The organism is Lichenicoccus sp., from assembly GCF_965276875.1.
In the GTDB taxonomy this organism is placed as follows: Bacteria; Pseudomonadota; Alphaproteobacteria; order Acetobacterales; family Acetobacteraceae; genus Lichenicoccus.
The window spans coordinates 466,040-489,430 of the sequence record NZ_OZ255701.1; the positions used below are offsets into that span (position 1 = coordinate 466,040).

17 protein-coding genes are annotated in these 23,391 nt (G+C 67.0%); 9 read left to right on the forward strand and 8 right to left on the reverse strand.

Annotated elements, in window-relative coordinates:
- Positions 1-74: 74 nt before the first annotated feature.
- The gene (locus tag ACQY4K_RS02395) at positions 75-1,271 is read right to left on the reverse strand and encodes an acyltransferase family protein (RefSeq protein ID WP_428395914.1); all 1,197 of its coding nucleotides are present in this window, start codon (positions 1,269-1,271) and stop codon (positions 75-77) included.
- A gap of 143 nt (positions 1,272-1,414) precedes the next feature.
- Between ACQY4K_RS02395 and ACQY4K_RS02400 the strand changes: the two genes are divergently transcribed.
- Positions 1,415-2,173, forward strand: a complete 759-nt coding sequence (locus tag ACQY4K_RS02400) for a SirB1 family protein (protein WP_428393108.1) — start codon at positions 1,415-1,417, stop codon at positions 2,171-2,173.
- 3 nt (positions 2,174-2,176) lie between these two features.
- Here ACQY4K_RS02400 and mfd read toward each other — a convergent pair whose 3' ends face one another.
- A complete protein-coding gene (gene mfd / locus ACQY4K_RS02405; RefSeq protein WP_428393110.1) occupies positions 2,177-5,629 on the reverse strand; it encodes a transcription-repair coupling factor in 3,453 nt (1,150 codons plus the stop codon).
- The gene (locus ACQY4K_RS02410; protein WP_428393112.1) at positions 5,626-5,901 is read right to left on the reverse strand and encodes a succinate dehydrogenase assembly factor 2; all 276 of its coding nucleotides are present in this window, start codon (positions 5,899-5,901) and stop codon (positions 5,626-5,628) included. The genes mfd and ACQY4K_RS02410 overlap by 4 nt, the downstream gene beginning before the upstream one ends.
- Before the next feature lie 64 nt (positions 5,902-5,965).
- On the opposite strand from ACQY4K_RS02410, the gene recG reads away from it, so the two are divergent.
- The 3 genes from recG (at position 5,966) to ACQY4K_RS02425 (ending at position 12,238) form a co-directional block, all read left to right on the forward strand.
- Positions 5,966-8,083 carry an ATP-dependent DNA helicase RecG gene (gene recG, locus ACQY4K_RS02415; RefSeq protein WP_428393114.1) on the forward strand — a complete coding sequence of 706 codons (2,118 nt, stop codon included), beginning with the start codon at positions 5,966-5,968 and terminating at the stop codon, positions 8,081-8,083.
- A 374-nt stretch (positions 8,084-8,457) separates the two neighbouring features.
- The gene (locus ACQY4K_RS02420) at positions 8,458-10,095 is read left to right on the forward strand and encodes a hypothetical protein (protein WP_428393116.1); all 1,638 of its coding nucleotides are present in this window, start codon (positions 8,458-8,460) and stop codon (positions 10,093-10,095) included.
- Between the two features lie 43 nt (positions 10,096-10,138).
- A complete protein-coding gene (locus tag ACQY4K_RS02425) occupies positions 10,139-12,238 on the forward strand; it encodes a S9 family peptidase (RefSeq protein WP_428393117.1) in 2,100 nt (699 codons plus the stop codon).
- Between the two features lie 109 nt (positions 12,239-12,347).
- Here ACQY4K_RS02425 and ACQY4K_RS02430 read toward each other — a convergent pair whose 3' ends face one another.
- Positions 12,348-12,560 (reverse strand): TOBE domain-containing protein, encoded by a 213-nt coding sequence (locus ACQY4K_RS02430; RefSeq protein ID WP_428393118.1) that lies wholly within the window; start codon positions 12,558-12,560, stop codon positions 12,348-12,350.
- A 40-nt stretch (positions 12,561-12,600) separates the two neighbouring features.
- Positions 12,601-12,819, reverse strand: a complete 219-nt coding sequence (locus tag ACQY4K_RS02435; RefSeq protein ID WP_428393120.1) for a hypothetical protein — start codon at positions 12,817-12,819, stop codon at positions 12,601-12,603.
- A gap of 63 nt (positions 12,820-12,882) precedes the next feature.
- Between ACQY4K_RS02435 and ACQY4K_RS02440 the strand changes: the two genes are divergently transcribed.
- A complete protein-coding gene (locus ACQY4K_RS02440; protein WP_428393122.1) occupies positions 12,883-13,770 on the forward strand; it encodes a PhzF family phenazine biosynthesis protein in 888 nt (295 codons plus the stop codon).
- 235 nt (positions 13,771-14,005) lie between these two features.
- On the opposite strand, the gene ACQY4K_RS02445 is transcribed toward ACQY4K_RS02440, so the two are convergent.
- Positions 14,006-16,912, reverse strand: a complete 2,907-nt coding sequence (locus tag ACQY4K_RS02445) for a TonB-dependent receptor domain-containing protein (RefSeq protein ID WP_428393124.1) — start codon at positions 16,910-16,912, stop codon at positions 14,006-14,008.
- A 466-nt stretch (positions 16,913-17,378) separates the two neighbouring features.
- Between ACQY4K_RS02445 and ACQY4K_RS02450 the strand changes: the two genes are divergently transcribed.
- Positions 17,379-18,530 (forward strand): OmpA family protein, encoded by a 1,152-nt coding sequence (locus ACQY4K_RS02450; protein ID WP_428393126.1) that lies wholly within the window; start codon positions 17,379-17,381, stop codon positions 18,528-18,530.
- Here ACQY4K_RS02450 and cysK read toward each other — a convergent pair.
- Positions 18,527-19,558 (reverse strand): cysteine synthase A, encoded by a 1,032-nt coding sequence (cysK, locus tag ACQY4K_RS02455; protein ID WP_428393128.1) that lies wholly within the window; start codon positions 19,556-19,558, stop codon positions 18,527-18,529. The genes ACQY4K_RS02450 and cysK overlap by 4 nt on opposite strands.
- Positions 19,559-19,647: 89 nt before the next feature.
- On the opposite strand from cysK, the gene ACQY4K_RS02460 reads away from it, so the two are divergent.
- Together ACQY4K_RS02460 and ACQY4K_RS02465 are read left to right on the forward strand one after the other, a co-directional pair.
- Positions 19,648-20,097, forward strand: coding sequence for an RrF2 family transcriptional regulator (locus tag ACQY4K_RS02460; protein WP_428395916.1), 450 nt, complete (start codon positions 19,648-19,650; stop codon positions 20,095-20,097).
- A 57-nt stretch (positions 20,098-20,154) separates the two neighbouring features.
- The gene (locus ACQY4K_RS02465) at positions 20,155-21,858 is read left to right on the forward strand and encodes an NADPH-dependent assimilatory sulfite reductase hemoprotein subunit (RefSeq protein WP_428393130.1); all 1,704 of its coding nucleotides are present in this window, start codon (positions 20,155-20,157) and stop codon (positions 21,856-21,858) included.
- On the opposite strand, the gene ACQY4K_RS02470 is transcribed toward ACQY4K_RS02465, so the two are convergent.
- Complete coding sequence (locus ACQY4K_RS02470) at positions 21,820-22,242, reverse strand: hypothetical protein (RefSeq protein ID WP_428393131.1); 423 nt, start codon at positions 22,240-22,242, stop codon at positions 21,820-21,822. The genes ACQY4K_RS02465 and ACQY4K_RS02470 overlap by 39 nt on opposite strands.
- Before the next feature lie 54 nt (positions 22,243-22,296).
- Here ACQY4K_RS02470 and queA point away from each other — a divergent pair, with 54 nt between their 5' ends.
- The gene (gene queA, locus ACQY4K_RS02475; protein ID WP_428393132.1) at positions 22,297-23,385 is read left to right on the forward strand and encodes a tRNA preQ1(34) S-adenosylmethionine ribosyltransferase-isomerase QueA; all 1,089 of its coding nucleotides are present in this window, start codon (positions 22,297-22,299) and stop codon (positions 23,383-23,385) included.
- Positions 23,386-23,391 lie beyond the last annotated feature (6 nt).

Sequence of the window (23,391 nt, forward strand, 5' to 3'; positions counted from 1 at the left end):
GACCCGAACCATACGTCTACACATAGTATAGACATTCGGACATCGCCAGCCCTGCTCGCTGATAGGCATTGCCGCTACTCGGCTATCCGCGGACAGGAACCCGCTTTCGCGAGCCTCAACTTGTGTGCAAGCCATCGGCCGCTGATCTCCGACGGAGTTTCGATCAGCCGGTTCAAGGCCTCGGCTGCCAGCACGGAAACCGCGATGCCGGCCGTAATAAGAAGCAACTTGTCGGCGTGCGGAAAGCTGTATGCAAAGCCAACGATGATCGGGACATGGACCAGATACAAGCTGTAGGAAATCCGGCCCAGCCAGCTCGGAAACGGGGTCTCGAGACAGTGCGTCACCCGGTTCTCGGTCGTGCACAGCGCCACGATCGCCAAGGCGCCGAGACCGGCCACGAGCAGCAGGACGCCATTACAAATCGAGCCAACCGCACTGTTCGGACCGGGTGTCAGGGTCGTCAGAGAGAGAGCGAAAATCCATGCGGTAACGCTCGCCCATGCCGGCAGGCCCGCGACAAAGCTGCGCACCGCACGGAGGTGAAGCCCAAGCAAGGCGCCGGACGCGAACAGGAACAGATAGGAGGCGGTCATCGCCAGTTGCGTGGTAATGATGTTCCCGTGCGCGGGCAACACAGCCGCGAGGCCGAGCATCAGGACCGATATGACGCAAGTCAGGATCGGCGTCGCACGCATCGCGAGCACGAGGGCCGGGAAAATCAGCGACACCCGCATCTCGTGGGTGAGGCTCCACATGGGGTTGTCTAGCCCGTTACGCGTACCGCCAAGAAGCAGGAGGTGCTCGCGAACAAGCCCGGCGCTCAGCGGCTCGTTCCAGGTAAAGCTGATCCAGCGGCCAAAGCCTTCGATTGGCCCGGGCTGTACAAACCATTCCAGAATGACGGAGAACAGGATCGCGACCGCGAACGGCGGCCAGATCCGCAGAATCCGTTTCACGTAATATTCCCGCACCAATTGACCTCTTGTCAGAGGAAAGGTCAGGACGAGGCCGCTAAGCGCGAAGAACACAAGAACCGCGGCAGGGCCGCTTATCGCGAGGCAGAGAGGCGAGCGTGTGAACCAGCTATACAGGTCACGCGCGCCACCGTGAAACGGCGAATGATGATAAGCGTAGGAACCCGGAAACAGCAGGAAGCAGTGATAGAAGACCACGGTCAGTGCCGCGACCCCACGCAGAGAGTCGAGGGATTTGATCCGGCCCGCTGAACTTACTGTTGATCTTGAACCTGCAACGACGTTTCTCGGCATCGGCTTCAATTTTGTTGCGTCACAAGCAACTCACCATGCGCTCAAAGATATTTCAAGTTGCACGAAGGGCGGACTCAGTGGCGGATCCAAAGCAGGCGTTGAAGGCCATCGGACGGCTTCCGGACATTGAGATTGAGCCTGCGGTGGCAGCCTTGCAACTCGCGCGTCTGGGTGCTCCCGAGCGTGACTGGCTTGATGCGTCCGCGCATCTCTCTCTCCTGGCGCGCGAGGCCGCTGCCATTGGCGCGGTGCTGAACGGGCGGACGGCGGAGGCGCGGATCGGCGCGTTGGCGGGATTGATTCACGCACGCTTCGGCTATCGCGGCGACCGCGAGACCTACGACGACCTTGATAATGCAAACCTGATCCGGGTCATCGAGCGGCGGCGGGGGCTGCCGGTGGCGCTCGGCGTAATCTGGCTGCACTGCATACACGCCGCCGGATGGGAGGGCTGGGGAATCGATTTTCCCGGCCACTTTCTGGTCGCACTTGGTGGCGCCCAGGGGGCGGGAACGCTGATCGACGTGTTTGGCGAGGGGGCGACGGTCGGCTCACCCGACCTGCTGGCGCTGCTCGCCGGGATCACCGGCCACCCGACACCGATCGAACCCGGTATGCTGCGGCCGATGGCGGTTCGCGACGTGCTGCTGCGGCTGCAACGCAATCTGGTGGGGCGGCGTGCGGCGGCTGGTGACAGAGTTGGCGCGTTGGCCTCGCTCGAGGGCATGCTGCTGATGGCGCCCGACGTCGCCCCACATTGGTTGCAGGCGGCGGACCTGCATCGTGTCCTTGGGCAGACCGACGATGCGATCGCCTGCCTGGAACGCTTTCTCGCCTTGGTGCCGTCAAGCGACGCCTCCGATCAGGCGCGTGCGCAGATTGCGCTGCTGCGTCAGGGGTAAGAATCAGGCCGCCTCGCGCACCAGCTTCTCCAGGTTGCCGACGATGGCATGGGCCTCGTCGATACGCTGCGCCGTGGTCATCTCGCGCAACACCGCGAGCTTGTGGTCCGGGCGAAGCCGCATGCCGTCCTGGCTCTTGCGGCCGATCAGGGCGATCAGGCCAGCCGGATTGGCGAACGCGTTGCCACGGAATTGCAGCACCATGCCCTTCGGGCCCGCCTCCAGCTTCTCGATGCCGGCAGTGCGACACAGCCGCTTGAGGGTGACCACGCGCAGCAGGTTCTCGACCTCGTCGGGCAGCGGGCCGAAACGATCGACCAGCTCGGCCGCCATCGCCTCGGTCTCCGCGTCCGACTGAAGCGCGCCGATGCGACGATACAGGCCAAGCCGCACCGGCAGCTCGGCGACATAGCTCTCCGGGATCAGCACCGGCAAGCCGAGCACGATCGCCGGGGTCCAGTCGCGGTCCTCGGCCCGCCTGCGGCCCTTCTCGACGCGCAGGTCCGCGACCGCGTCTTCCAGCATCTGCTGATACAGCTCTATGCCGACCTCGCGGATATGGCCGGATTGCTCGTCGCCGAGCAGGTTGCCGGCGCCGCGCAGATCCAGGTCGTGCGAGGCGAGGGTAAAGCCGGCGCCGAGCTGATCGAGCGTCTGCATGACTTCCAGGCGCTTCTCCGCCGCCGGTGACAGCAGATGGTTCTGCGGCCAGGTCAGATAGGCGTAGCCGCGCTGCTTGCCGCGACCGACCCGGCCGCGCAACTGATAGAGCTGGCCGAGCCCGAACATGTCGGCGCGGTGGATCAGCAGCGTATTGACCGAGGGCATGTCCAGGCCGCTCTCGACAATGTTGGTCGAGAGCAGGATGTCGTGCCGGCCGTCGCTGAACTCGGTCATCACCCGCTCCAGCTCACTCGGCGCCAGCCTGCCATGCGCCTCGATCAGCCGCGCCTCGGGGACGATTTCGCGCAGCCGCTCGCCCATGCGCGCGAGGTCCTCGATACGCGGCACCACGCAGAACACCTGGCCGCCGCGGAAGCGCTCGCGCTGCAACGCCTCGCGCACGACGACGCTGTCGAACGGCATGATGAAGGTACGCACCGCCAGCCGGTCGGTCGGCGGACTTGCGATCAGGCTCATCTCGCGCACCCCGGTCAGTGCGAGCTGCAGGGTGCGCGGGATCGGCGTGGCGCTGAGTGTCAGCACATGCACGTCCTCGCGCAGTGCCTTGAGCTTCTCCTTGTGGCCGACGCCGAAATGCTGCTCCTCGTCGACCACCAGCAGCCCGAGATCGGCGAACTCGATGCCCTTGGCAAGCAAAGCATGGGTGCCGATGACGATGTTCACCGAGCCGTCGGCGATGCCCTTCTTCACCGAAGCCGCGTCCTTGGCGCCCACCATGCGCGAGAGCTGCTCCACCCTGATTGGCAGACCGGCGAAGCGCGCACCGAACGTGCGGTGGTGCTGGCGCGCCAGCAAGGTCGTCGGCACCACGACGGCGACCTGCGCGCCCGACATCGCGGCGACGAAGGCGGCACGCAGCGCCACCTCGGTCTTGCCGAAGCCGACATCGCCGCAGATCAGCCGGTCCATCGGCCGGCCGGCGGCCATGTCCTCGAGCACGTCGGCGATGGCGCGCGTCTGGTCCTCGGTCTCGACGAAGGGAAAGCGCGCGCAGAACTCGTCCCAACTGCCTTCGGCCGGTGCCAGGCTCGGCGCCTCGCGCAACTGCCGGGCGGCCGCGGTCCGTATCAGCTCGCCCGCCATGTCGCGGATACGGCTCTTCATCCGCGCCTTGCGTGTCTGCCACGAGGCGCCGCCGAGCTTGTCGAGGGCGACGCCGTTCTGCTCGCTGCCGAAGCGGCTGAGCAGCTCGATATTCTCCACCGGCAAAAACAGCTTCTGGCTGTTGTCGTAGATCAGCCGCAGGCAATCATGCGGCGCCGAGCCGACGCCGATGGTCTCAAGCCCGTCATAGCGGCCGATGCCGTACTCCTGGTGCACCACCAGGTCGCCGGCGGCGATCTCGGTCGCTTCGGCGATGAACTGGTCGGCGCGCTTGCGTCGGCGCGGCGGTCGCGAGATCCGCTCGCCGAGCAGGTCCTGCTCCGAGACGAGCGCGAACTCGTCGGACACGAAGCCGCGCTCCAATCCTAAGGTGAGCAGCCCGATGCTGCCCGCGGGCACGCCGCGCGCCTCGCTCCACGCCTCGATCACCTGGAACGGCAGGCGATGGTCGCGCAACAGCCCGGCGATACGTTCGCGCGAGCCGCGCGACCAGGCGGTGAGCAGGGTGTGGCGACGCTTGCTTCCCTGAGAAGCCCACCTCGCGGCCTGCTCGCGCAACATGGCGAACACGTCCTCGCGCGACGCACCGGCAGTCGCACGCGCGAACATCACCCCGCCGCGGCCCCCGGCATCGATGCCGGTCGCTCCCTCGGGCATGGCGGACGGGCTGAAGACGATCGCGGGCCTGCCGGCCAGCATCGCCTGCCAGTCCTTGCGGTCGAGATAGAGCAGGTTCGGCGGCAGCGGACGATAGGGCGCCTCGCCTTCGCGCACCGGCAGATGCCGCGCCTCGGCGTGGTCTGCGATCATCTCCAGGCGCCCACTCAGCACCTCGTCGGTCTGGTGGTCGAAGCTCAGCGCCACGCCCGGCAAATAGTCGAGCAGCGTCTCCAGCGTCTCATGGAACAGCGGCAGCCAATGCTCGACGCCGCTATGCCGGCGCAGGTCGGAGACGCTGAGATAGAGCGGATCGGCCGCCGCCTCCGGGCCGAACTGTTCGCGCCAGTGGGAACGGAAGCGCGACACGCTGGCGGCATCGAAGGACAGTTCCGCGACAGGGCGCAGCACCAGGCTCGACCGCCTGGTCGTGGAGCGCTGGCTGGTCGGATCGAAACCGCGGATGTTCTCGACCTCGTCGCCGAACAGATCCAGCCGAATCGGCTCGCTCTCGCCGGCCGGATAGATGTCGAAGATGCCGCCACGGGTGGCGAACTCGCCCGGCTCCATCACGGTATCGGCGCGGCCATAGCCATTGGCGATCAACAGCTCGATCAGGAACGCGCCGTCCAGGCTCTCGCCCACCGCCACCCGCAGCGAGGCGCCGGCGAAGGCGTGGCGGGGCGGCACACGCTGCACCAGCGCGTTCACCGTGCTGACCACCAGACGGCGCCCCAAGGCGGGCTCCAGCAGCCGGGTCAGGGTGGCGACGCGCTCGGAGACGATCGCCGGGTTCGGCGAGGCGCGGTCATAGGGCAGGCAATCCCAGGCGGGGAAGCGCAGCACCTCGGTCTGCGGCGAGAAGAAACCGACGAGATCGGCGATCCGCGCCAGCCCGGCATCGTCGCGCGCGACATGCAGAAGTGGGCCGTCATGCTCGGCCAGACGCCGGCTCAGGAGCAGCGCATCGAAGCCCTCCGGCGCCCCCCAGATGGTGGCGGCACCACTCAAGAGTGAACGCCCCGCGCCGCCTGCTCGATCCGGCGCAGCATCGGCGTTTCAGCCTCAATCGGTATCGGGCGTCGTCCGGTCAGCCAGTCGGCGAGATCGACATCGTCCAGCTCCATGACCTCTTCGAGCTGATCGAGCTCGGCGTCGCTGAAGCCGGACATGCCTGCCGCCACAAAGCCGCCGATCAGGATGTCGGTCTCGTGCGTGCCGCGATGGGTGGCGCGAAACAGGATACGGCGGCGGCGGTTGTCGAGCCCCAGGGGTGTGGACATGCGGTTTTGTTCCAGGTCGCGGGCTGTCATATAGCCGCGCACCCCCCGCCTGTCAGCCCGCGTGATGATCCCGCCCGCCTCCCTTGTGCTCAACGATGCCGCGCACGACCCGATCGCGAGCCTGCCCGGGCTGCGGCCGAGCGCGGCCGTCCTGCTGGCGCGCGCGGCCGGCGGCACCACGCTGCTCGACCTGCTGTTCCACCTGCCGGAGATCGCGGTCATCGACCGACGCTGGCGGCCGGCCTTAAGCGAGATCACGGCCGAGGGCCTGGAGGCGGGCCGCGTGGCCACGCTCTCGGTGACCGTGCGCGCCGTGCTGCGACCAGCCACCGCGCGGCAACCATGGCGGGTCAGGGTCGATGACGGCAGCGGCGAGGCGGAGCTGGTGTTCTTCGGCCCGCGCCAAGTGCGTGGGCTTGCACCCGGGGCGCGCATCGTCGCCTCCGGTCGGCTGGAGCAGTATGCCGGGCGCCTGCGGATCGTCGGGCCCGATCACCTGCGGCCAGCCGCCGACGCGGCTCTCGTGCCCTCCATCGAGGCGGTCTGGCGGCTGACCGCGGGGTTGCGGCCGGTCGTGGTGGCACGCGCGATGCGCGCGGCGCTGGCCCGGTTGGGAATGTTCGACGAATGGCTCGACGCTGAACTGGTGCGCCGGCGGCTCTGGCCCGGCTTCGTGCAATCGCTGCGGCTGCTGCATTTCCCGGGCGACGCGCCGCTCGCGGAGGACGCCGACATGGCGCTCGTTCGTGCGCGCGCGCGCGAGCGCCTCGGCTATGACGAGTTGTTGGCCAATCAGGTGGCGACACTGCAGGCGCGCGCGCGCAACCGTGTCCGTCCGGGCCGCGCCATCAGCGGCGACGGCAGTCTGCGCGCGCAGGCGCTGGCGCGGTTCGGCCACCCACCGACAGCGGCACAATGCCGCGTCCTCGCCGAGATCGACGCCGACCTCGCAGCCCCCCGTCGTATGATGCGCCTGCTGCAGGGCGATGTCGGCGCCGGCAAGACCCTGGTTGCGGTGCTGGCGATGCTGGCGGCGGCGGAAGCCGGCGCCCAGGCGGTGCTGATGGCGCCGACCGAGATCCTGGCGCGCCAGCACCACCGCACCCTCAGCCGGCTGTCGCCGCTGCCGGCAGCACTGCTCACCGGCAGCATCAAGGGTGTCGCGCGCACGCGTGCCCGCGCGCAACTCGCCGACGGCACGATCAAGCTCGCGGTCGGCACCCATGCCTTGTTCCAGCAGGGCGTGGAGTTCGCCGATCTGGGCCTGGCGGTGATCGACGAGCAGCATCGCTTCGGCGTCGAGCAGCGTCTGCGGCTGGGCGAAAAGGGCGACGCGACCGACATCCTGGTAATGACCGCAACCCCGATTCCGCGCACCCTGCTGCTGACGCGATGGGGCGAGATCGAGGTCAGCCGGCTCGATGCGAAGCCGGCCGCGCGTCTGGCGATCCAGACCAGCCTGCATCGCCGCCAGCAGACCGGCCTGGTGTGCGACGGCGTCGCACGCGCGGTCGCGGGCGGCGCGCAGGTGTTCTGGGTATGCCCGCTGGTCAGCGAGAACGCGATCCTCGATGTCGCCGCCGCCGAAGCACGGGCGGCCGTGCTGACGGAGCGCTTCGGCGCCGCCTGCGTGGGGCTCGCACACGGCCGCCAGGAGAGTGCCGTGCGGCAGGCGGCACTTGACGATTTCGCCGCCGGCCGCACACGCATCCTGGTGGCGACCACGGTGATCGAGGTCGGCGTCGACGTGCCCGCGGCGACGATCATGGTGGTCGAGCATGCCGAGCGATTCGGTTTGGCGCAGTTGCACCAGTTGCGCGGCAGGGTCGGACGCGGCAGCGCGCGCAGCTACTGCCTGCTGCTGCATGATGACGAACTCGGGGCCGACGCCAGGCGTCGCCTGCGGCTGCTGCGCGACAGCGAGGACGGGTTCCTGATCGCCGATGTCGACCATCGTCTGCGTGGCGGCGGCGACCTGATGGGCCGGCGACAGTCCGGTCTGCCTGGCTTCAGGCTGGCGACGGGCCCGAACACGGATGCCGCCCTGTTGCTGGCGCGACGGGACAGCCAGCTCCTGCTTACGCGCGATCCGGACCTGCGGACGGCGCGCGGGCAGGCGGTCTCGGCATTGCTCGCCTTGTTTGGGCGGGATGCGGCCCTGCGCACACTGGAGTCCGGGTAGGCGGCGGGGTCCGGGTAGGCGGCATGGCTCGCCGGACGGGATCAGGCTCATGATTGGGCGGGGGGAGTCGCGAAAATGCGCCCTGTCCGGCGTTCGGCGACTGGCGGCGTGCGGCTGGGCGAAGCCTATGTCGAACCTGCCGGCGCATTAACGATCGCCACGTCGTTTCGCGACAATATCGTATTTTGGACCGGCTTGTTCTATAAATAGCCCTCGCCGAATATTGTATAGACCTAATATAGGTTGATAAAATATTCGTGATCGTTGTAGTCTGTGGCACCCGGAACGAGCCTGCAATCCGCAGACTCCCGAGCTGGATTAACGACATTCACAACGTTGCGTAACTGCAACGTTATTGGCAGAGGAACGCTATTGTGATCACCAGCCACACTACTCTTCGCCCACGTGCTGCAAACCGCGGCCGCAGGCACGCTTTGCTCGCCACCATCGCCGGCGCCGCCCTCGCCTGCGGCGCCACCGTCACGCCCGCGTGCGCCTATACACCCTCCGTTTTCGACGCCAGCAAGGATATCGGCCAGGACTTCTCGGCGGTGCCGGCCAACACCTCGCCGTTCGGCAGCGGCGGCATCAACCAGAAGATCTGGAACAACATCTGGGGCAACCAGTTCTATTTCGGCGGCAGTTCGGGACTGTGGATCACCTCCGCGGCCGACAGGGGCTGGCCGACCACCGGCATGATGCAGCAGGCGACGTCCTGCGCGAGTGGCTTCGGTTACGGCGACTTCCATTGGCGCGCCGCCATCGGTCAGATCAATAACGGCCCGGGTGCCAACGCGATCATGTGGCCGGCGGACAATGACCCAGGCTGGCCCGGCATCATCAGGGGATCGGACGATAATCATATCGGCGAAGTCGACGTCTTCGAGGTGAATTACGGCTCCAACGGTACATTGTATTCGACGTTCCATTTCTACGACGGCGGCGCCGGCGGCCATAACGGCCAGATCATGCATACGCCGATCAGCTATCCGGTCGGCGACATGACCGCGATGCACGACTACGACATGGTTTGGGGTGCCGGCTCGCTGGTGCTCAAGGTCGACGGGGTGGTGCAGATGAGCGCGCCGCCGACCCAGGTTCGCGCCGACTACGCACATGGCGGCTGCAACTATACCCTCGGCGCGCAGATGGCGATGCAGGCGACCGGCTACGACAAGACCCCCGACGACTGGGTCGAGTTCGCCTCCATGTGGTGGTCGCCGACCGACCAGAGTGCCGGCGGCGGCACCTCCAACCCGATCCCCGCACCGTCTCCGACCCCGACACCCACACCGACCCCGACACCCACACCGCCACCAGCGCCGGCTCCCACGCCGACACCGACACCTACCCCCACGCCGACCCCTACGCCTGTCCCGGTGGCCTCCGGTCTCAAGATCAGCAGCGCCGGCTATGCGGGCAATGGTGTTTCCGTCGCCTGGTCAAAGGCCACCGGCGGCAGGGCCACCGTTCGCTGGCGGCTCGATGGCGGCTACCAGGGCGTCGTGCAGGACGGCGCGCCCGATTACGCGGCAACGGCCGCAAAGCTGGGCATCAATGCCGCGAAGATGTCCTCGATGATCGCGGGCAGCACCCATACCGTGCAGCTCTATATCGATGGCGGCGCCTCGTCCAACGTCGTGGCCTTCGTGGTCGGCGGCGCCCCCACGCCGCTGCCAACGCCCGGCCCGGTGTCGCCGCCACCTGCGCCTGCCCCGGTCCCTGCCCCGGCCCCCGCACCCGTCAGCAGCTCCGGTGCGCTCGCGATCGCCTCGCTCAGCTTCAGCGGCGGCGACCTGATCGGCAACGTGACGCAGACCGTCGCCGGCGGCATCCGTTTCCTGATCGACGGACAGTATCACGGGGTGCTGCGTGACAGCTCGCCGGTCGGCAGCCATAGACTGGTCGCAACCTTCAGCCCGCCGCTCTCGTCCGGCATGCATAACGTCACCTACTACATGAACGGCGAGCAGGGCACGACCGCGGTGACCGCCTCGTTCACCGTCCCGTAAGCAGCCCGCTTGACATCGCCCGGGGCGGCGGCATGCATGACGCATGATCTCCGCCGCCCCGGGCCACCCACCTTCCCCACTTCGGCAGACGCGGCACAGCGTCCGCTTCGGTGACGACCGCACCGACGACTACGCCTGGATGAAGGACGAGAACTGGCAGCGCGTGCTGCGCGACCCTTCAGTCCTGCGAGCCGATATCGCAGCCCACCTCGGCGCCGAGAACGCCTACAGCGAGGCCATGCTGCGGTCCACCGAGGCATTGCAGGCCACCCTTCTCGACGAGATGAAGCATCGGCTGGAACCGGACGAGATGTCCCCGCCGTTGCCGGACGGCCCTTGGGACTATTATGCCCGCTACGCACCGGGCGCCGAGCATCCGGTTCATGCAAGAAGCCCCCGCGGGACATCAGGCGACGAGCACATCCTGCTCGACATCGAAGCCCTCGCCGCCGGCCACGATTATTTCGACGTGGCTTCGGTCCAGCACAGTCCCGACCACCGGTTGCTGGCCTACGCCGAGGACCGCCAGGGCTCCGAGGTCTACCGCATCCGGATCAAGGACACGGGCAGCGGCGAGACCCTGGACGGCGGCGCCGAGAGCGCCACCGGTGACTTCGCCTTCTCACCCGACTCGCAGCATCTGTTCTGGGTCTGGCGTGACGAGAACGGCCGGCCCTCGCGTCTCTATCGCCGGCCGGCGCGTGGCGGTGCCGACGTGCTGGTCCATGCCGAGGCCGATCCCGGCTTCTTCGTCGGCGTGTCGGTCTCCGCCTCGCGCCGCTGGATCCTGATCAACTGCTCGAACCAGGAGACCAGCGAGGTCCGGCTGATCGAGGCCTGCGATCCGACAGCGGCCCCGCGCCTGGTTGAACCCCGCAGGCCCGGCGTGCGCTACAGCCTGTCGCACTGGGGCGGCCGCTTCATCATCCGCACCAACGTCGACGGCGCCGTCGATTTCAAGCTGATGGAAGCCCCCGAGCAGGACCCCTCGCGCGCGAACTGGCGCGACTGGCTGGCGCACCGGCCCGGCCACTTCATCGTCCATGTCAGCGCCTTCGCGGATCACCTGGTGCGCCTCGAGCGTTTTGAGGCCAACAACGTCATCGTTATCACCGCCGCCGATGGCCAAACACACGAGATCGCCGTCGCCGAACCCGCCTGCCTGCTCAGCCTCGACACCAGCCTTGAACATGACGGACCAAGCCTGCGCTACAGCTACCAGTCGCCCACGACGCCGCGGCAATGGTTCGAGTACGACATGGCCGCCCGCACCCGGCGGCTGCTCAAAACCCAGGTGATTCCCAGCGGCCACGACCCCTCGCTCTATCGCGCCGAGCGGCTGCACGCGCGCGCCGCGGACGGTGCCCTGGTGCCGATCACCCTGCTGATGCGTCACGACACCAAGCTCGATGGCAGCGCGCCGTTGCTCCTCTACGGCTACGGCTCCTATGGCCATGCCATTGGTGCTGGCTTCTCCACCCGCACGCTGAGCCTGGTCGATCGCGGCTGGATCCATGCCACGGCGCATGTGCGCGGCGGCTCGGAGAAGGGCTGGGGCTGGTTCCTGGACGGACGGGGTGCGAACAAACCCAACAGCTTCACCGACTTCATCGCCTGCGCCGAGCACCTGATCGCGGCCAATTACACACGTGCGGGCCGGATCGTCGCCCAGGGCGCCTCGGCCGGCGGCATGCTGATGGGGGCGATCGCCAATCTGCGCCCGGACCTGTTCGCCGGCATCGCCGCACAGGTGCCGTTCGTCGATGTGCTGAATACCATGTGCGACACCTCGCTGCCGCTGACCCCGCCGGAATGGCCCGAATGGGGCAACCCGATCGAGGACGAGGCCGCCTATCGGCTGATCGCCGGCTACTGCCCGTACCAGAACATCAAGCAGCAAGCCTACCCCGCGATCCTGGCCCTCGGCGGCCTGTCCGACTCCCGCGTGACCTACTGGGAACCGGCAAAATGGGTCGCCCGGCTACGCGCCATGGGCACCGGCGACAGACCGATCCTGTTGCGCACCAACATGGAAGCGGGCCACGGCGGTGCCTCCGGCCGCTTCGACAGCCTCAAGGACACCGCACTGATCCAGGCGTTCGCGATCTGGTGCACGCAGCGCGAACGGAAAGGAGTAACCTGACAGCAGCCAGACAAAGACGTCCGCACCAAAAACCTTCACATTTTGTCTTCGTTCCGCGGCGAATGCCGCCTTCCCTCGTCCTGCCTGCATGTCTCAGGCCCGGCATGTCTCAGGCGTCGACTGCGACCATCACGTCGGACGCCTTGATCACTGCCGTCGCATGGTCGCCGACCTTGAGGGCAAGGTCGTCAATCGCCTCGTTGGTAATGGAGGAATGAATAATGACGCCTTGACCGATGTCGATATGAACGTGGCCGGTCGTCTGGCCCTTCACCACGGAAGTAATCGTACCCTTGATCTGATTGCGGGCGCTGAGCTTCATGAAAACTGATCCTGCTTTGGCATGGTGCAGCGTTTGCCCCTCAGGGCACGCCGGGATTTGCGAGATTGCCCGAGCCGAGCGCCGAACTTGGTCCTGCTGGACCAAGGCCCGCCGGCCCTACTGTTGTCGGGCCCGGCTGCATTGCCGGGAGCGCATTGCCCTGGCCAGCGGCCTCGGGCGGTGTCGCACCATTGCAGCCGGCGAGCCCCAATAGCAGGACGAAGGCCGATGCAATGACAAAGCGGGACGCGGGCAGCATCGGCGAGATCTCCGGTTCAATCAGGAACCCAAACGGCGTTGCTCGCCGCGCGTTGCATACGCCATGAAGCAGCATCGGTTCGTGACCGTCGACGTGTTTACCGGGCGTCGCTTCGGCGGCAATCCCCTCGCGGTGTTTCCCGACGCGCGCGGCATTTCGGACAGCGACATGCAGGCCCTCGCCCGCGAGTTCAATCTCAGTGAGACCAGCTTCGTGTTGCCTCCTGACAACCCGACCAACACCGCCCGCGTGCGGATTTTCAACACCAGCCACGAAATGCCTTTCGCCGGCCATCCGAATGTCGGCACCGGTTTCGTGTTGGCACAAGCGGCCGGCAACGCGGGCGACGTCCTGCGCTTCGAGGAGCTGGCCGGGCTGGTCGAGGTGCGGATCGCACGCGGCCCCGAAGGTGCCATCCAGGGCGCCACGGTCACGGCGCCGCAGCCGCTGTCACTGCACGGCGCGATCGGGCCGGAGCTGATCGCCGCCTGCATCGGCCTGGACCAGGCGGACCTTGTCACCGACACCCATCCCGCGTTGCTGGCCTCTACCGGCAACCCGCTGGTCTTCGCAGAGGTGCTGCCGCAGGCCCTCGGGCGTGCGACACCCAGCCTCGAGGGTTTCCGCCGGGCGACGGCCGCCACCCCGGCCCTGGGCGGACGCCTCGGTCTCTATCTTTATGCGCAAGACGGCCAGCGTCTGCGGGCGCGGCTGTTCTCGCCGCTGGATGGCACCTGGGAGGATCCTGCGACCGGCAGTGCCGCCACCACAATAGCCGCCTTGCTGCTGTCGCTCGGCGCCAATGATCGGCAGGCATGGGAGATCAGCCAGGGCACCGAGATCGGCCGCCCCAGCCTGCTGCGCGCCAGCGCCTGGCGCGACAGAAACGGCATCCGTGCCGATGTCGGTGGCGACTGCGTCATGATGCTGCGCGGCGTGACCGTGGCGTAGCGCCGTCCTCAGCGCGTTCGGTTAGATGGGATGCCAACCTTGTCGACGCACGCCGCAAGGTTGAGCCGGAATGATCAATGTGCTCCCTGAGCCGATGCTTCCGGCTGAGATGCGCACTCAGCTTCGATCCTTGCTCGAGGTCGCATTGGACGATCGCGCAGTCAGGATCGGCACAAAAGTCGTTCGAACACGCGCCCGAGTTGCGGTCAGGGACGAAGCCCCAACCGCGTGGCACTCAGAAGCGGAATGAGGTCTTCAGGTAGATCAGCCGGCCGATGACGTCATAGACGCTCGGCGCGGTGTTCGATGAGGCGTCCGGAACGAAGGGCGGGTTGCGGTCGAGCAGGTTGTCGACGCCGCCGGTCAGGATGACGTGGTGCCAGTCATAGGTCAGGAAGATGTCGTGGTAGAACACGCCTGGTGAGCGGTAGGAGGCGTCGACTCCAGGTTGTAGGTCGCCGCCGCTGTAATACGTGACACCCGAGATGAAGCGCATCGTGTAGCCGAACGAGAGTTCACTCTTCTCGAAATGCTGGTCGAAGACGGCTGAGGCGGTGTCGCGGATGCGCGGATAGGCCGGCCCATAAGCGATGCCGAAATCGAGCCGTCCGGTATAGTTGATGAACGGGCCGTCGGGGACGTTCTGGGACTCGTAGCCGACCAGGGCGGCCATGTCGTTATGCAGAGCCAGGTCCTTGCCGCCGCCGAGCCTGATCAGGTAGTCGAGCTGCCAGTCGATGCCCTCGGTGCGTGTCACGCCGAGATTCTGGTAGATGTCCTCGACTTCGCGGATTTGCCCGTCGGAGCCGCGCGGCCGGATCAGGCCGCAGAACTGGTTGGACAGGCCGGCGCTGGTGTAGCACCCGTCGAGGATCGTCTGCGTGTCGATCTGGCCGATCGATTGGTCCACCTTGGTGTGCCAGTAGTCGATGGTGGTTGCGAAATTCTTCAGGAACTTCGGCTGCAGCACGACGCCGAACGTGTAAGTGCGCGAGGTCTCCGGCTGCAGGTTGGGATTGCCGCCGATGCGGGTCTGAATCTGTCCTGCGCCGTTTTGAATAAAGGTCGCGGGCAGGCCCTGGGACCGGCAGTTCGCGGCGACGTTGGCGCCGGCCACACCGGTGTAGCTCAGAATCTGCTGCGCGTCGCAGGGATCGTGGCCGGCATTGAAGCTGATCGTCTGGCCGCCATAGAGTTCGTTGATTCCGGGCTGGCGGAAGGCGTTGCCGATCGAGCCGCGGAAGCGGATGCCCTCGATAGGCGTGTAGTTGCCGCCGAGCTTCCAGGTCTTGGCGTTGCCGAAATTGCTGTAGTCGGAGTAGCGGCCGGAGACGTCGGCGGACAGGTCCTTTGCCCCGGGCAGGTTGGCCAGGATTGGAATGCTCAGTTCGCCGAAACCTTCCGTGGAGTTGAAGCCGCCGGAGGTGATCGCCGCCGGGGCCGCGGCGCTGTCGCCGGCCTGGGTGATCGGGTCGGGATTGAAGGTGCCCTGCTCGCCGCGATGCTCCATGCCGGCGGCAATCCCGAGCGGACCGAAAGGAAGCTGCACGACGCTCGGATTGGTCAGGCTGAAGTTGAGATCACGGAGCTGGAACGTTGCCTGGTCGCGCTGCGTGTAGCGTGCATAGTTGACGCCGGCTTGCGAAATAGAGGTCGGCCCGAAGGGATTGATCAGCGAACATCCCACCGACGCCTGGCAGACCGTCGGGTCATATACACCAACGTTCGCATCGGTCGCACTGGTGTTGCGGAAGCCGAGTTCCTGCTCGAACTTGCGGAAATTGACGCTGCCATAGGTATTGATCGTGTTGACCGATTTTCCGTAGGTGTAGGATGCGTCATAGGACCAGCCGGCGATCAGGTCGCCGCGAATGCCGCCGACAAACTGGTATGTGTCGGTGTCGGCCTCGTAGCGCCGATGGCCGAATTCGCCGACCCGGCGGTAGAGCTGCAAGTCCTCGCCGCCCAGAGAGGCCGGGATGAACGGATTGCCCTGCGGCACGATCAGGAGGTTTGGATTGCTGCCATAGCCGCCGGTCACCGGCTGCGGTGCGAGGTCGTTGTTGGACACTTTGTGGGTGTAGTAGGCGTTGACGTAAGCCTCGATGTGGCTGTTGACGTCATAATAGCCCTTGCCGCTGATGTTCTCGTCGGTCAGGCCGGTGGTCAGGCTCGAAGGCTGACCGAAATCGTATCCGTCGGCCGTGCGATTATACGGCACGAAACTGTTGGGGCCGGTGGCGAGCAGCGACCCGCTGCCGATGGCAGCACCATTGGTGGTCGGGCTGTCGAAGATGCGGCCGCCGAGCGGGGTGCCCGAACCGAAAACCTGGGGGCCACCCGCGGGGTTGGAGACGACGATCGGCGTTGCCCAGCTTCGGTCCTTTTGTTCCACGGGGCCGCGATTGATCACGGAGCCAGAAATCAACAGGCTGCCGCGGTCGAAGTTGAAACCGTGCAGAAAGCTCGCGTCGCCCTCGCGCGCGTCGCCGACATCGGTGATGCGGCCGCCCAGATTAACCACGGTGCCGGTATATTGCTTCTTGAGAATGATGTTGACGACGCCGGCGACCGCGTCGGCGCCGTAGATCGAGGACGCGCCGTCCTTGAGGATCTCGATCCGGTCGATCATCGGGACAGGGATGTTGTTGAGGTCAACGCAGTCGGTGGTCGAGATGCCGCTATGGACGAAGCGTTTGCCGTCGACCAGCACCAGGGTGCGCGAGATGCCGAGATTGCGGATATCGACGCAGGAGGCGCCGTCGCCACCATTGTTGGTCGAGGAATACAGCCCCGAGGAGCCGATCGATGGCAGCCTCTGCAGCACCTCGGTCACGGTCGTCGACGAGGTGCGGGCGATGTCCTGCGAAGAGACGACCGTGACCGGGTTTTCGCTCGCGGCATTGGTATGGGCGATCAGCGATCCGGTGACGATGACGTTCTGCGAGGACCCGGCGACCGGTCCCGCCGTCGCGGGGCCAGGTGTCCCGGTAATCTGGCTGGCGCCCCCGGCCGGGGTCTGCGCCGCGGCACCGCTGGAGCCGGTCGCCTGCGCCAGCGCTGGGGCCGCACCCAGCAAGGCGGTGACCGCGACAGACCCGATAAGCCGGCTGCGCAGGGAGGATAGGGATACGCGTTGCATCGTGGACTGCTCTCCTGGCGGCATGACCGGAGGGGCTCCGGCGTCTTGTTAGCCTCGCCGGTGGTTTCGGCTGCGGTCCCTGCAACGTAACGGCCACGTGACAGAGCGATACCGTCAAACTGGGTCGCTGAAGCACTATCCGAGCCGCTGTTGCAACATTGCAACGCAGCCCCGTGACAGACGCATGGATGGATCTATGTCTTTGGCGCGTTTCTTGACGCAATGATCTTTCCCAAACAGGCGTCTTTGGGCGTAAAAAGCGTTAGTTTATGTCATTTTGACTGTTTTGTTGTGATTACACCGAAACGGGTCCCGGGCCGCGATAGCCCGAAGGGTTTGCCGTCAGCTGTCCACACCCCGGTCGAGCGCCAAAGGCCACCCTTCTGCGACAGGAAAAAACCAGCTAGAGCAAAGGCGGGGACGCTCGCGCAGCTTGGCGCGGTCGCTCGAGCTTGGGAACTGGATCATGGCGCGACCAACTTTGAGGCTTGCTCGGCTGGGGTTGATTTCATCCGGCGCGGTGTGGGCTGCCCTGCTGGCCACCGACCCGCGCGCTCTCGCCCAGCCGGTCACCGGCCTCTATGTGGCGGGCGCCGGCGGCGCGAATTATCTCCAGGACGAGACCGTGCGGCTCTCACCGGCGTTCCCCGGCGGCCGCGATCGCTTCGATTTCGGCTATACTGGACTGGGCAGCGTCGGCTACGGCTTCGGCGACGGCGTGCGCGTGGAAGTCGAAGGCAACTACCGACGCAACGACCTGCGCCAGTTCCTCGGCACCAGTTTCCCCACCAGCGCCGGCGGCTTCCAGGAGAACTACGGCGCCATGGTCAATGCGCTGTTCGACCTGGATATCGGCAAGAGCTGGCTGTTCCCATATTTCGGCGTCGGCGCCGGCTACGAACGCACCCATCTCAGCACCAATTACAACGCAACAAGCCTGGAGGACGCGCAGAACACCGGCGGCACCTACGGAAACTTCGCCTGGCAGGCGATGTTCGGCCTGTCCGTCCCGGTGCCCTGGGTGGTCGGCCTGTCAATGACCGCGGAATACCGCTTCTTTTCGGTGCTCAGCCCGGAAGGCTTCCACGGCAGCGCGGTCGGCACCGAGGGCGCCTTCGGGCCACGTCCCTTCGGTCTGTCGCGCGGCAACCAGGTGATCACCACCGACTATAATCACTCCGTGCTGCTCGGGCTGCGCTACGAGTTCAATCCGGCGCCACCGCCGGCCCCCCCGGCGCAGCCTGTCGAGACCGCCCCCGCGCCGGCGCCGGCGCGCACCTATCTGGTGTTCTTCGACTGGGACCGCGCCGATCTCTCCGACCGCGCCAGGCAGATCATCGCCCAGGCGGCGCAGGCCTCTACCCGGGTGCAAACCACGCGTCTCGAGGTCGACGGCTACACCGATAACTCCGCCGCCCACCCGGGTCCGCGCGGCGTCGCCTACAACCAGGCGCTCTCGGTCCGACGCGCCCAGGCGGTGCAGTCCGAACTGGTGCGCGACGGTGTGCCCAGCAGCATTATCGAAATCCACGGCTACGGCGAGAGCCACCCGCTGGTACAGACCGCCGCCGACACGCGCGAGCCGCAGAACCGGCGCGTCGAAATCATGATGCGTTAGCCGAGCCCGGCGAACAGCGACGTCGACAGATAACGCTCGGCGAATGACGGCGCGATCACCACGATCTGCTTGCCGGCGTGTTTGGGATCGCGTGCCAGATCCAGGCCCGCGTGCAGCGCCGCCCCGGACGAAATGCCGATCGGCACGCCTTCAAGCCGCGCGCATCGCCGGGCAGACGCGATCGCCTCGCGCTCGGAGACCGTCAGAACCCCGTCCAGGGCCGCCATGTCCAGCACGCCAGGACAGAAGCCGGCGCCGATCCCCTGAATGCCGTGCGGGCCGGGCTCGTCGCCGTTCAGCACCGCACTCTCCGCCGGCTCGACGCCGTAGACCAAAAGCCCCGGACGGCGCGGCTTAAGCCGGCGCGCAATGCCGCTCGCGGTGCCGCCGGTGCCCAGACCCGCCACCACGATATCGACGCGGCCTTGCGTATCGGCCCAGATCTCCTCGGCAGTGGTCTCGGCGTGGATGTCGGGATTGGCGGGATTGTCGAACTGTCGCGGCATCCAGGCATCCGGGGTGGCGGCCAGGATGTCCTCGGCACGCGCAATCGCGCCCGCCATGCCCAGACGCGCCGGCGTCAGCTCGAGCTGCACATCCATCAGCCGCAGCATCTTGCGACGCTCGATCGAGGCGCCGTCCGGCATCGTCACCACCAGCCGGTAGCCGCGCGCTGCGGCAACGAAGGCGAGCGCAATCCCGGTATTGCCCGACGTCGGCTCGACCAGCACGGTGCGGCCCGGCGTAATCCGCCCCTCCTGCTCGGCGCGCAGCACCATCGCCGCCCCGATCCGGTCCTTCACCGAGCCGAGTGGATTGAAGAATTCGAGCTTGAGCGCGATGTCGGCGTGCAGCCGATCCTCGCGGGTCAGACGCGGCAGGGCCACAAGCGGGGTGCCGCCCACGGTCTCGACGATGCTGGAATAGATCCGCCCGCGTGGGGCCGCAAACGACACCGGCGCCGGGGGGGCGCCGGCCGCCGACAGCCCGTCCGGCGCGTGCGTCCTGCCGTGTGGAGGCTTGTTCATGGGCATCGCCCTCAATTGACCGGTTTGCCGCGTGGAACAGGGTGACCGACCCTGATATAGAGAGGGCGGAGTGCGTGAGAAGGGGCATGATGCTGCTGCGGCGGGACCGGGCGATGATCGCGGTGCTCATCATGCTCGATGTCGCCTTCCATGCCGGCCGCGCCGGCACCGTCAGCGCCGCCGACATCGCCGAACGCGCCGGCCTTGCACGGCGCGGCATCGAGCCGCTGCTGCAGGGACTGTCGCGCTCCGGCCTGCTGGAAAGCGTGCGCGGCCCGCGCGGCGGCTACCGGCTCGGCCGGCCACGACGCGATATCCGCCTGAACGACATCGTCGAGACCGCCCTCTGCGAGGACGCGACAGGCGAGGAGGGGCCGACCGGCGCGCTGTTCGCCCGAGTCATCGAGCCGACCTGGCGCGAGCTCGACGACAGGCTGCGCGCCAGTCTGCGCGAACTCACCCTGGACGACCTGATACGACGCGCCGAGACCTGCGGACTGCGACGCCCCCTGGTGGAACCGATCAGCTTTTCCATATAAGAGTGCAATTCGCGAAGCACATTTCGCGGACGTGTAATTCTTATGGGACGACGCCACGTGCCAGATCAGATCAAGCTCTCCGGGGTCGAGACCCTCAAGCGCGCTAGCCAGGGTCTGCGCGGACACTTGGCCGACGAACTCGCCGATGGCGGCATCCAGGTCAGCGAGGATGCCTACCAGCTGCTGAAATTCCACGGCAGCTACGAGCAGTTCGACCGCGACACCGCGACCGCGCGCAAGCAGCAGAAGCTGGAAAAAGAGTACCAGTTCATGGCGCGGGTGCGCATCCCGGGCGGCCGGCTCGATGCCGCTCGCTACCTGGCCCTCGATGCGATCGCCGACGACCACGCCAATTCGACCCTGCGCATCACCACCCGCCAGGGCATCCAGTTCCACGGCATCCTCAAGGGCGAGCTGAAGCCGGCGATCGCCGCGATCAACCACAGCCTGATGACCACGATGTCGGCCTGCGGCGACGTGGTGCGCAACCTGATGGCGACCCCGGCGCCGCGCCACGATGCCCGCCACGCCCAGGTGCGCGCCGACGTGGCGCGGCTCGCCGGCGCGTTGCTGCCCAAGAGCCGCGCCTACTTCCAGATCTTCCTCGACGAGGCGCCGGTGGCGGGCTTGGACGAGGAGGAGACGCTTTATGGCGCGACCTACCTGCCGCGCAAGTTCAAGATCGCCATTGCGTTGCCGGACGACAACAGCGTCGACGCGCTGTCCAACGATCTCGCGATCATCGCACATTTCGACGCGGCGGATCGCCTTGAAGGTTACACCATCGCCGTCGGCGGCGGGCAGGGCATGACCCACAACAACGCCCGCACCTTCCCGCGCCTGGCGACCCCGGTCTGCTTCGTGCCGCCGGACGGGCTCCAGCCGATGGTCGAGGCGGTGATCCGTCTGCACCGCGATCACGGCGACCGCACCGACCGTCGTCGCGCGCGCCTGAAATACGTGGTGCACGACCGCGGCATCGAATGGGTCGCGCGCACCCTGGAGGGCTATGTGGGCGCCGAACTGGCGCCGCCGCGTCCGTTGCCGACTCTGGACGTGCCGGAGCTGCTCGGCTGGCACGAGCAGGGTGACGGCCGCTTGTGGCTGGGCGTCCCGGTGGCAGCCGGTCGTATCCAGGACACCGAGACTGCGCGTTTGCGCACGGCGCTGCGCCTGATCATCAGCCGCTTCGGCGCCGCTCCCATCTTCACCGCCCAGCAGGACGTGCTGCTCAGCGACATCGACCCCGCCAACCGCGACGCGATCGACACGATCCTGCGCGAACACGGCGTCACACCGGCCGAGGCGATGACTCCGTTCGCACGCTTTGCCCTCTCCTGCCCGGCACTCCCGACCTGCGGCCTGGCGCTGACCGAGGCCGAGCGGGTGCACGCGCCGTTGGTTGCAATGTTCGAGGGCCTGCTGGCGCAATATGGCCTGTCCGATGAGCGCATCAGCCTGCGCGTCACCGGCTGCCCGAACGGCTGCGCGCGCTCCTATGGCGGCGATATCGGCCTGGTCGGACGAGTTCCGGGCTTCTATGCGATCTATGTCGGCGGCGACTTCAACGGCACCCGCCTGTCGTTCCGGCTGCTCGACCGGGTGGCGTTCGGCGCACTCGGCGAGAAGTTCGCGCCCTTGCTGGAGGCGTTCGCACGCGACCGCCTCGGCCCCACGGAAGGCTTCGGCGATTTCTGCAGCCGGCTCGGCAGCGAGGCGCTCCTATCGCTGACCGGCGACGCCGCGAGCCAGGCGGCGTGAGCCGAGTTCGGCAAGGCAGCTGCGCATGATCGGCGCGCAATAGGCGTCGGGCGCCAGGGTCGCGTTTTTCTCTCCGGAATAGATGACGTGGCTGACCCTCCAGTCATCGACCCGGAAAGTGACATGGCAATAGCCGCCGTTATTGACCGAGAAACCGCCAATGATCGGCGGCGAGAAGCCAAGGCTCGAGGACGAGGGCGCCTCGTAGGTCAGAATATCGGTGCCGGGGAAGCTGCTATGCTGCTCCGGACTGCCGAGGCAGGCTTCGAGGTCGACCTCGTTCATACCCAGGAAGCGCATCTTACCGCGCTGCGCGATGCGCGAATCCTCCACGGCGCATCCGGTGAGAGCAAGCAGGCAGGCGAGGAGAGACAGGACACGCATCCCGCCCACACCAGCATTGCAGCCAGCCCGCGTGCAAGGGATCATGCGCCGGACATGGACGCCGCCGAGTTCGATTTCACCCTGCCGCCCGACCTGATCGCGCAAATGCCGGCGCGGCCGCGCGACGCGGCACGGCTGCTCGCGGTGGAAGCGGACCGCAATACCGACCGACACATCGCCGACCTGCCATCGCTGCTGCGGCCGGGCGACGTGCTGGTCGCCAACGATACCCGCGTGATCCCGGCCCAACTCGCGGCACGTCGAGGCGAGGCACGGATCGGCGTCACCCTCGACCAGCCACAAGCGGATGGCAGCTGGCACGCGCTGCTGCGCAATGGCCGCCGCGTGCGCGCCGGCGACGAACTCCGCTTCGACGGCGCCTCCGCGACCGTGCTCTCGCGCGACGACGAGGGCGGCGCACGCCTACGCTTCTCCGTAGAAGGCGCGGACTTCGAGCACTTCCTCCGCGACGCCGGCCGGCTGGCGCTGCCGCCCTATATCGCGCGGCCAGCGGGCCCCACCGAGGACGACGCGGCGGACTACCAGACCATCTTCGGCCGCCATGACGGCGCCGTCGCAGCCCCCACCGCCGGCCTGCATTTCACTCCGGCCTTGCTGGACGCCCTCGCCGCGCGCGGCGTGCAGCGCGAGACGGTGACGCTGCATGTCGGCGCCGGCACCTTCCTCCCAATGCGCGCGGACACCGTGGCGGCACACACCCTGCATCCCGAACGCGGCATCATCACCGCCGCGGCCGCGGACCGTATCAACGCGGCGCGCGCCCGCGGCGGGCGGATCGTCGCCGTCGGCACCACCAGCCTGCGCCTGCTGGAGAGTGCGGCCGACGAGACCGGCCGGATCGCGCCCTTCGACGCGCAGACCCGGCTGTTCATCAAGCCCGGCCACCGCTTCCGTACCGCATCGCTGCTACTGACCAACTTTCATTTGCCTCGCTCGACGCTGTTCATGCTGACATGTGCATTCGCCGGCACGGCACGCATGCAGGCGGCGTACGCGCATGCAATCGCTGCCGGCTACCGATTTTATTCCTATGGGGATGCCTGTTTACTGGCAGCTCAAGCAAGGCCAGAGGCTCTGCCTCTGGACTCCGCTGGGGCCTCAGGCCCCAGACCCCAATTCTAAATTAAT